The organism is Dietzia sp. E1 (assembly GCF_014145015.1).
GTDB lineage: Bacteria > Actinomycetota > Actinomycetes > Mycobacteriales > Mycobacteriaceae > Dietzia > Dietzia cinnamea_A.
On record NZ_JAALDU010000052.1, the window covers coordinates 1 to 8,390 of the forward strand.

Consider the following 8,390-nt stretch of genomic DNA (forward strand, 5'->3'; position numbering starts at 1 on the left):
CTCATCGACACCAGATAACCACCCTCTACAAAACCCGGAGCTTGACAGTTCATCAGCCTCTTCGCCTACCTGTGCTTCACGATGCTTGCCCCCTGGCAGTTGAACAAGTACGAGGATCTCAAGGCACGCAATGCCAGCTCGTTGAGAGCAGCGTGGCAGGGCCGGTTCCGTTGGACGAAGTGATCCGGCGGGAGGGATCTCTCGGTGATTCCGAGTGGCATCTGGTTACTGCGCGCGGAAGTTACCTGCCCATGGAGGATGTCCTGTTGCGGATGCAGTCCGTCGACGGTGAACTCGTGTACCAGGCACTTCGTGCATTCCGCACCGACAGTGGTGACTCCCTGCTCGTCAACCGCGGATGGGTCCGCGTCGGCGACGACAACGCGGTCCCGGACTTCCCGTCCGCGCCGACGGGCCAGCTGACCATCATCGCCCGCCTCAGGATCCCGATGGATGCTCCCGCCCAACCCATCGTTCTGCACGATTGGAACATGGTGCGCAACATCGACCCCCCCGTCATCGGGGACCTCCTCGGCACCGACTTGTCGCCCTATTATCTCCAGCTCGCCGGTGGGCAGCCCGGGTCTTTGGAACCGATGCCAGTGCCGTCCACCGAGTCGGGTCCGTACTTGTCGTACGGACTGCAGTGGATGGCCTTCGGGGTCCTCGCTCCCATCGGCCTGGGCTACTTCGTGTGGAGCGAGATACGTCAGCGCCGTCGTCTGGACGACGAGGACAACGATGCCGCCGCGGCGCGGCCACGCAAGGGCGGGAACCGGGCAGCAGGTCCCGGGCAGGACACCACAGCGTCGCAGGCCCCGTCGGGCCCTCCCGCGGCCACGGTTGGAGACGATGGTCCATCGGACGAGGCCGCGGACTCAGACCGGCTCGTAGCGGCGGCCATGCGTGATCGCTACGGTGACCGGTTCGCATCCGAGTATCGACGCAGCTCGCGTGGAGGCAACCGCGCCTGATCGTCTGCGACAGCAGTCGATAGCTGTACGAGGAGTTGGACAGCGGGCGGGGGACCGGGTCCGAGAGCCATCCGGCGTGCGCTGCTTTGATCTGGGAGCGCCTGCGCAGACTGCGGTGTGCCGCCCCCGAGTGAGCCGAGGACTGACTCGCGGAACGCGATCTGCTGTTCGGCGAGCGTTTCTAGACGAGGGTGGTCCAGTAGTCCCAGAAGCGGTGCGTGATGAGCAGCAGGACAAGTAGGTACCAGGCGGTAAGTATCGCGCCCCGGTATTCGGTAACTACGGCGATGAGGCGCGCAAGACCCGCCGAATCGCTGCGGCGTAGTGGCTGAAGATTGCACAGGGTGCAGTACCAGAAGATCGGTATGGTCACCGCCCAGACGATCATGCAGTACGGGCACAGGGCACCGATGCTGTACAAGCTTTGGTAGATGAGCCAGTGGATGAACACCACCGCGAAGGTGACGCCTACTTGGATGCTGGCCCACAGCCAGCGCTGAAATGCTCCCCCCGCCAGGAGCGCAGCACCCAGGGCCGTGGTGGCGGCGAATCCGGCGATGCCGATGATCGGATTGGGGATGCCAAAGGCCTCGGCCTGCGCGGTGGTCATCACCGACCCGCAGGACAGGACAGGGTTGATGCTGCAGGACGGGACGTAGCCCGGGTTCTCGATCAGCGCGATCTTCTCCACCAGCAGCACTACCGCCGCGACCAGGCCGATGAGCCCACCAACGATCAGCACCACCGCGAGCCTGCGGTGGGGGTACTGATCCGGGCCGGCGTTGGTGGAGTGTGCGACCGGGGTGGCTGAGCTATTCGAGGGCAGCATTGATGCTGTTCTCGAGATCGGTGACGCTGGTCGGCTCGAGGCGCTCCCCGTCCAGGAAGAAGGTCGGCGTGCCACTGACCCCGAGGCTCTGACCGTCCTGCTTGCTCTGCTCGATGCGCTCGAGGGTGGCCGGGTCGTTGTATGCGCTCTCGAAGCGCTCCATATCTAACCCCAGTTCCTCGGCATAGCCGAAAAATCTGTCCATTTGCGGGGTTTGTTGGTGGCCCCACTGCTCGGGAGTGTCAAACAACTTGCGGTACATGGCCTCGAACCGGCCTTGCTCGGCGGCGGCCTCGGCGGCCAGGGCCGCCGCCATAGAGTTGTCGTGCAGGGGCATGTGGCGCACCACGAACGTCACCCGGTCTCCGTACTGCTCGCGGAGGTCCTCAATTGTCGGATAGAGCGCGATGCAGGCTTCGCATTCGAAATCGAGGAACTCAACGAAGACGGCGTCACCGCCCTCAGACAGTCGGGGACTGTCCTCACGCACCAACACTCCGGTGCCCGGACTGTCATCAGGACGTGCCTGCTCGGAGCCGGAATCGTTCCCGGCAGCCAGTAAGGCCACCACCAGGACGACCAGCGCAGCCGTGATCAGCGCTAGCGAGAGCTTCAGATTCTTACTCAACAGATTGTCCGCTTTCTAACTCATGCGTGCCCCGACGTGATCACTGGATGATAATCGGGCAGCCGTTGCTTCGGCGGTGAGGCGGTGACCATGACCCCCGGTGGTTGCGTGCGGCTATCCCTCCAATGCGCTCTCTCCGACGTAGCCGCCCTCGTGGCACCCCGGTGGGATCGCGAACACGGCGGAGCCGATCGGAACCGTCCAGGTGTTGAGCATGTCCTGCTCTGCCAGTCGCTGCTGGATCGGCACGAACTGGCGTACCGGGTCGGCCTGGTAGGAAGCGAACAACAGACCGGAGTTGCTGATCTGGCCGGACTCCGGGACATCGTCATAGTTGTACGGTCGTCGCAGGATCGTCTCGGCCCGGACCCGTGGCCGGGCCCGGGCGATGTGTGACTCGGTGGGGATGACGGTCAACCCGGTGCGGTCCATTGCCTCGAAATCAGCGGGGTCGTGTTCTGTAGTACCGGTCAGTGGCGCGCCCGAGTCGAGTTTCCGTCCGATCGAGAGCTCACGGGAGCTCCGTTCGATCTCCTCCCAGGTGTCCATCGTCATCCGGATACGGCGCAGCACCAGGGAGGTGCCGCCCCGCATCCATCGCCGGTCGGCGCCATCGGAATAGAGCAACTGGTCGTAGTCGGCATCGGCCGGTGAGGGATTGGCGGTGCCGTCAATCTGACCGAAGAGGTTGCGTTGTGTCTGCCCGGACGGGTCGGTGCCCACGGCACGGCGGAACCCTCGCTGCGCCCACCGCTGAGTGACCGCGTCGCGAACACCTGAGGACAGAATTCGGGCCGAGTGTGCGACGGTGAGCGGGTCGTCGGCACAGACCTGCAACAGCAGATCGCCGCCGGACCACCGGTCCTCGAGCCGGTCGATCTGTGGGAAGTCCGGCAGCGGCTGCAACCACTCCGGGGTGCGGCGGCCAAGCCCGACCTTGCCGAGCAGCTCCGTGCCGAAACCGATGGTGACCGTCAACCGGGACGGTCCTTCAGCCAACTCGTGTTGCAGGTCGGCGAGACCGCCGCGCCCCTGCGTGAGCCGGGCCGCGTCCTGGGTCCAGGCTCGCAGTACGCCGATGAGGTCGGTGCCGCGAACACCCTCTCGCAGATCGAATGCCACATACGCCGCATGCGCCTGCGGCGCCGTGGTGACGCCGGACTGACGGTCACCATAGAAGGGCTCGGTGGCCGCGCCGACGGCCCGGGAGTTGGCCACCGCGTCGCGATCAGGGGTCCGAGCAGTGGCGGTACGCTCACCCACTCCCCACCCCGCCGCACCTCCGGCGACGGCGGCCCCGCCGACCAGGAAGGATCTGCGATTCAACGCCGAGCGATGGTTTTGGTCGCCCATGTCCCGTCACTCCCCGCCCTGGTACTGCTCATTGCCCCCCTCGAACGACCGTGCCGAGGCGACGATCTCGCTCGTATCGCCGTTCTCCAATGTGAGGGTCACGGTGACTTCCTGGCCCGTGCGGATCGCTTCGTGCACTCCCATCAGCATGATGTGATTCCCGCCAGGCTCGAACACAAGCTCTCCGCCCGCCGGGATGACAAAGCCGCCCTCTCGCGCCCGCATCATCGAGCCACCCGCCGCCCCCGAGACGGTCTCGTGCAACTCGGCCTCACCGGAAACCGCGGAGGTCACCTCGACCAGGCGGACATCCGCATCGGATTGATTTCGCACGATTCCAAACACCGGTGCCATCGCGCCGCCGTCGCCGTGCGCGTTCGAATCACCGGAACCGGGGTCACCAGTGACCTCGCCGTGGTCAGTACCCCCATTGACGTCAGTGGCCTTGACCCACGCATCCTCCACCACAATGGGCGCCGCGCCAGCGGTCGCGGCTGCGGTCGTCTCCGTCTCGGTCTCGGTGTTCTCCGAGGTGCACCCGGCCAGGCCCAGGGCGACCGCGGCGATCACCGCGACGAAGGGGGTCCTACGCATAGCTCACTCGCATCCATCTAGCTCCACGCACTTGAACCGAGACAACCCCTATCTCCAAACGGAGCGCCGCACCGGCGTGGAAAAGTTACGGCGCAGTTCGGACTGCAACGGCTAGCCAAGAGTCTATAATGTGGCGCTTCGGTCCGGCCCACCGGTCGTGGCGTGCGGTGGAAGAGACAGAGCCGGGCCGCATCGGCCGGGTACGGCCGCGTCGTCACCTAGTCGGACAGGTACGACCGAACTAGAGGCGAGCGCGACGTCATCGACTGGCTGCCGACCAAGCGGGCTCGCGCTCTGCGGGCAGGGGATAGACCTGCCGGGTCAGCCGCTGCCAGGCATCTGCCGCAGAATATCGGTGCAACTCGGACTCTCTGTCGCGGAAGGCGCGCAGGTCCTGACATCGCGCGTCGTGATCGTCGCTGACCCGCCACCAGATCTCACCCCACCTCCCGACTGATCCGGGCGCGCACCGCTCAGGCCGCGCAAGCGGTGGAACCGGTGCTCTGATGGGGGCGCTAGGAGCGCACCCCGAACGCGGCCACGAGGCCGAACCACAAGGCCGATGCTGCCGCGGCCACCTCAGTTGTCATGAGGTCCCCTGACTTGCCGGGCTGCAACTTCTGGCGTCTCCCACACCTCGATCCTGTCGCGGCCGGTAAGGGTGGCCACGATCAGCACCACAGCGCCACCGGTGATGAAGACATCGGCGAGGTTGAAAGTAGGGAACCATCCGGTGTGCAGGTAGTCAGTCACCACCCCGTCGGGGGCGCGATCGATGAAGTTGGCCACAGCTCCGCCCAAGACCAGGGCCAACGCCAGTCGTACTGTGCGCGTTGCTGTGCCGGTGGCCCGCCAGGTGAAGAGCGCCAGCGCACCGATGATGAGTCCAGTGATGCCGAGAACGACGCCGGCGGGAAGGCCAGCGCCGAGGCTGAACGCCACCCCGGAGTTGAAACCCAGGCGCAGCTGCATTGGTCCCAGATCCACCGTGTGGCCGTCGGCCAGTGCTCCGCCCGCCCAAGCCTTAGCTCCGAGGTCCGCCGCGGCCAGCAGCATGACGGAGACGACCAGAGCAGTTCGCGCCAGGGCACCTTGTTCGCTTTGTCGGGGTGGTTCAGTAACGGGATTGACGTCCTTCGACATGGCATCATCTTCCTCGACTCGAAACCGAGACGGCAGGAAACCTCGAACGCGACCGACCAAGCCCCCACGTGGAGGCGGTGTTCAGACGCAGCAGGAGGTGGGCAGTTCGGTGTGGAAGGTGCCTGCGACCAGGCGCAGAGCTTCGGAGACGGTCAAATAGGGGGCCCAGGTGTCGGCGATCTGGCGGGTGGTCATCCCGGCTGTGATGGCGTAAGTCGCCGCGAGCATGACTTCTCCGGCGTGGTCTCCGATTGCGCTGAGTCCGAGGATTCTTCCGGTTTCTGTTTCGGCGACCATCTTGATCGCCCCGCGGGTGTCCTGGTCGACTAAGGCGCGCGGCAGGTCCTCGAAGCTCATCACCCGGGATTGGCATCGGTGCCCGGCGGCCCGGGCTGCGGCTTCGGTGAGCCCGGCGGTGGCCAGTTGGGGGCGGGAGAAGATCACCGTCGGCAGTCCGGTGTAGTCGACGACCTCGGCTGGGCCCTGCGGATCGGTCCGAAGAGCGTTGGCCGCGGCGGCTTTCCCGGTGGCAGCAGCGACGTAGACGAACTGGGGTGCCGAGGTGGCGTCACCGGCGGCGAAGACGCGCCGGTTGGTGGTGCGCTGATGCTCGTCGACGAGGATGAATCCGTCCGGGTCGGTGGCGATTCCTGCGGCTGGCAGGTTGAGGCGGTCTGTGGACGGGCGACGCCCGGTGGCCACTAGTAGCCGTTCTGCGCAGTGGCTGCGGCCCGAAGCGGTACGGACTGTGACCTGTGCGTTCTGCCGGTCGACAGAGGTGGCGTGCTCCTCGATCACCGTGATCCCGTCCTGAGCCAGGGCCTGGCGAAGGATGGCGACCATCTCCGGCTCGGCAGCAGGGGTGATCCTGCCGATGATGGTCACCCGGGTGCCCAGATGGGCGAAGAGTTGGGCCTGTTCGATACCGACGTAGCCACCGCCAATGACGATCATGGAGTCGGGCAGTTCAGTTAATTCCATGGCGGTGGTCGAGGTCAGATGCTCCACCTCGTCCAGCCCGGTCACCTCCTTCGGTAGTGCCGGTTCTGCTCCGGTGGCCAGTACCACCGAACCGGCCGCCACCGGATCCCCATCCATCACCAGAGTGTCGGGATCGAGGAAGGAAGCCTCCCCACGGCGGATCTCGAAGCCATGGGCGTTCGCGACGTCGGCGTACTTGGTCTCCCGCAGTCGAGTGACCAGCTGGTCCTTCTGCTTGACCAGCGCTCCCAGATCAACGCCCCGGGCGAGGGTGGGGACCCCGGGGAAGGGATTGGTCAGTGCGACCTGGCGGGTGCCGGCAGCGGCCAGCAGCGCCTTGGACGGGACGCACCCGATGTTCACGCAGGTGCCGCCGATGGTGCCGTGCTCGATCACCAGCACCGTCCTGCCGGCCTGGCGAGCGGTGATAGCGGCCGCCATGGCTGCCCCGCCGGAGCCCACCACCGCCAAATCGAATTCGAAACCCGGTTCCATCAGATGGCCCCTCTCTTTCTTCGCTCATTAGGATGGACCTTCCAGCGCACTGGAAGGTCAACCCAGGCGGTCTCGAAGGAGCGGTAATTCCAATGAGGATCGGCGAACTGGCTGCCACGGCGGGCACCACTCCGAAAACCCTTCGCTACTACGAATCCGTGGGCCTGCTCCCGCCCCCACAACGAACCCTCAACGGCTACCGTGACTACCCCGAGCACGTGATCTCCCGGCTCGATTTCATCCGGCGGGGCCAGAGCGCGGGACTATCGCTTGCCCGCATCGGTGAGATCCTCCGGATTCGCGATGACGGACAGGCACCTTGCGCTCACGTCGACACGCTCCTGGTGACTCGACTGGACGAGATCGACCAGCAGATAGCCGATCTCTTGCAGCTGCGTCAGGCAGTCGCCCAGCTCCAGTCCGCCAGCCGCACAGTGGACCCTGCGACCTGCCAAGCCGAGACGATCTGCCGCTACCTCTGACTGGCGGTGCTGTGGTCCATGCGGGACGCACCGCCTTCCCTGCCGGCCGGGGGCCGCGACCCGGCGGGGGGTTGTTGATGCGGGGAGGGGGGGTTGTCAGGTGAGTCTCATGGTGGTCAGGCAGGTGAGGTCCTGGTCTCCGGTGGCGATCGGAACAGTGGCCGACTTGTCGTCGTAGTCGATGGTGAGCGTGGCAGTGATGTCTCGCGGTAGCCAGAATCCGAGGAAGCCGTTGTCGTAGGTGGTGCGTGGTTCGTCGATGAGGATGTCTCCGGTGGCGGTATCGGTGACGGTGACGTGCACCTCTTCGGTGGCCATCTCGCCGCGGCAGGTGGTCAGGCTGTGGAACTGGCAGGGGTGGGTGCTGGTGTTGTAGGGCGCCACTGACAGATAGAACTGGTCATCTGGCATAGGCATCGTTGCCAGGCCCTCATCGCTACTGGTCAAGACCAGTTCGGTCGGCTGCGCCGAGGCGATCAGATCATCCGGCCTATCGGCCACCGGCATGGTGTCGAGTTTGTTGATGATCTGGGGCGCGTCGAGACCGGCGAGGCCGTAGGACTCCAACGACGGGTTGGGTGGTTCTGTCGAAGCGTTCTCGGACGGCCCGGTCGAGCAGCCGGCGAAAGTTAACGCGGCGGCAGCAAGGAACGCGGACGCGACTCGTCGCCGCGAGTGGTGTCTGATGGTCATCGTGTTTATCATCGCTCCATCGCTCTTGTGACGGATTCTGGACTCAGGTCGAGGCGCCGCAGCAGCTGGGCGTTGAGAGCGACAACGACTGTTGACAGCGACATGAGGATGGCGCCGACGCTCATGGGCAGCACGAATCCGACCGGGGCCAACACGCCGGCGGCGAGAGGCACGGCGGCAAGGTTGTAGCCGGCGGCCCACCACAGGTTCTGCTTCAT

The 8,390-nt window shown here is 65.5% G+C and carries 9 protein-coding genes and 1 pseudogene; 2 read left to right on the forward strand and 8 right to left on the reverse strand.

Annotated features, from left to right (window positions below):
* Positions 1–179 precede the first annotated feature (179 nt).
* A complete protein-coding gene (locus tag G6030_RS02405; protein ID WP_238556435.1) occupies positions 180–974 on the forward strand; it encodes an SURF1 family protein in 795 nt (264 codons plus the stop codon).
* Between the two features lie 181 nt (positions 975–1,155).
* On the opposite strand, the gene G6030_RS02410 is transcribed toward G6030_RS02405, so the two are convergent.
* The 6 genes from G6030_RS02410 to merA form a co-directional block, all read right to left on the reverse strand.
* The gene (locus tag G6030_RS02410; protein WP_017838588.1) at positions 1,156–1,803 is read right to left on the reverse strand and encodes a vitamin K epoxide reductase family protein; all 648 of its coding nucleotides are present in this window, start codon (positions 1,801–1,803) and stop codon (positions 1,156–1,158) included.
* Positions 1,787–2,431 carry a thioredoxin domain-containing protein gene (locus tag G6030_RS02415; RefSeq protein WP_182642092.1) on the reverse strand — a complete coding sequence of 215 codons (645 nt, stop codon included), beginning with the start codon at positions 2,429–2,431 and terminating at the stop codon, positions 1,787–1,789. The genes G6030_RS02410 and G6030_RS02415 overlap by 17 nt, the downstream gene beginning before the upstream one ends.
* A gap of 114 nt (positions 2,432–2,545) precedes the next feature.
* Positions 2,546–3,784, reverse strand: coding sequence for a Dyp-type peroxidase (locus G6030_RS02420; RefSeq protein ID WP_096907165.1), 1,239 nt, complete (start codon positions 3,782–3,784; stop codon positions 2,546–2,548).
* 6 nt (positions 3,785–3,790) lie between these two features.
* Positions 3,791–4,378, reverse strand: a complete 588-nt coding sequence (locus tag G6030_RS02425) for a copper chaperone PCu(A)C (RefSeq protein WP_096907166.1) — start codon at positions 4,376–4,378, stop codon at positions 3,791–3,793.
* A gap of 579 nt (positions 4,379–4,957) precedes the next feature.
* Positions 4,958–5,521: a signal peptidase II gene (gene lspA, locus G6030_RS02430; RefSeq protein WP_235027338.1), complete on the reverse strand. Its 564-nt coding sequence runs from the start codon at positions 5,519–5,521 to the stop codon at positions 4,958–4,960.
* Positions 5,522–5,602: 81 nt separating this feature from the next.
* Complete coding sequence (merA, locus tag G6030_RS02435) at positions 5,603–6,997, reverse strand: mercury(II) reductase (RefSeq protein WP_182642093.1); 1,395 nt, start codon at positions 6,995–6,997, stop codon at positions 5,603–5,605.
* A 92-nt stretch (positions 6,998–7,089) separates the two neighbouring features.
* Here merA and G6030_RS02440 point away from each other — a divergent pair, with 92 nt between their 5' ends.
* Complete coding sequence (locus tag G6030_RS02440) at positions 7,090–7,479, forward strand: heavy metal-responsive transcriptional regulator (protein ID WP_061230215.1); 390 nt, start codon at positions 7,090–7,092, stop codon at positions 7,477–7,479.
* Positions 7,480–7,575: 96 nt separating this feature from the next.
* Here the strand turns inward: G6030_RS02440 and G6030_RS02445 are convergent, their stop codons facing one another.
* Together G6030_RS02445 and G6030_RS02450 are read right to left on the reverse strand one after the other, a co-directional pair.
* Positions 7,576–8,172 carry a CueP family metal-binding protein gene (locus tag G6030_RS02445; protein ID WP_182642094.1) on the reverse strand — a complete coding sequence of 199 codons (597 nt, stop codon included), beginning with the start codon at positions 8,170–8,172 and terminating at the stop codon, positions 7,576–7,578.
* Positions 8,173–8,180: 8 nt separating this feature from the next.
* Positions 8,181–8,390, reverse strand: a pseudogene (locus G6030_RS02450) (heavy metal translocating P-type ATPase); the annotation flags it as partial.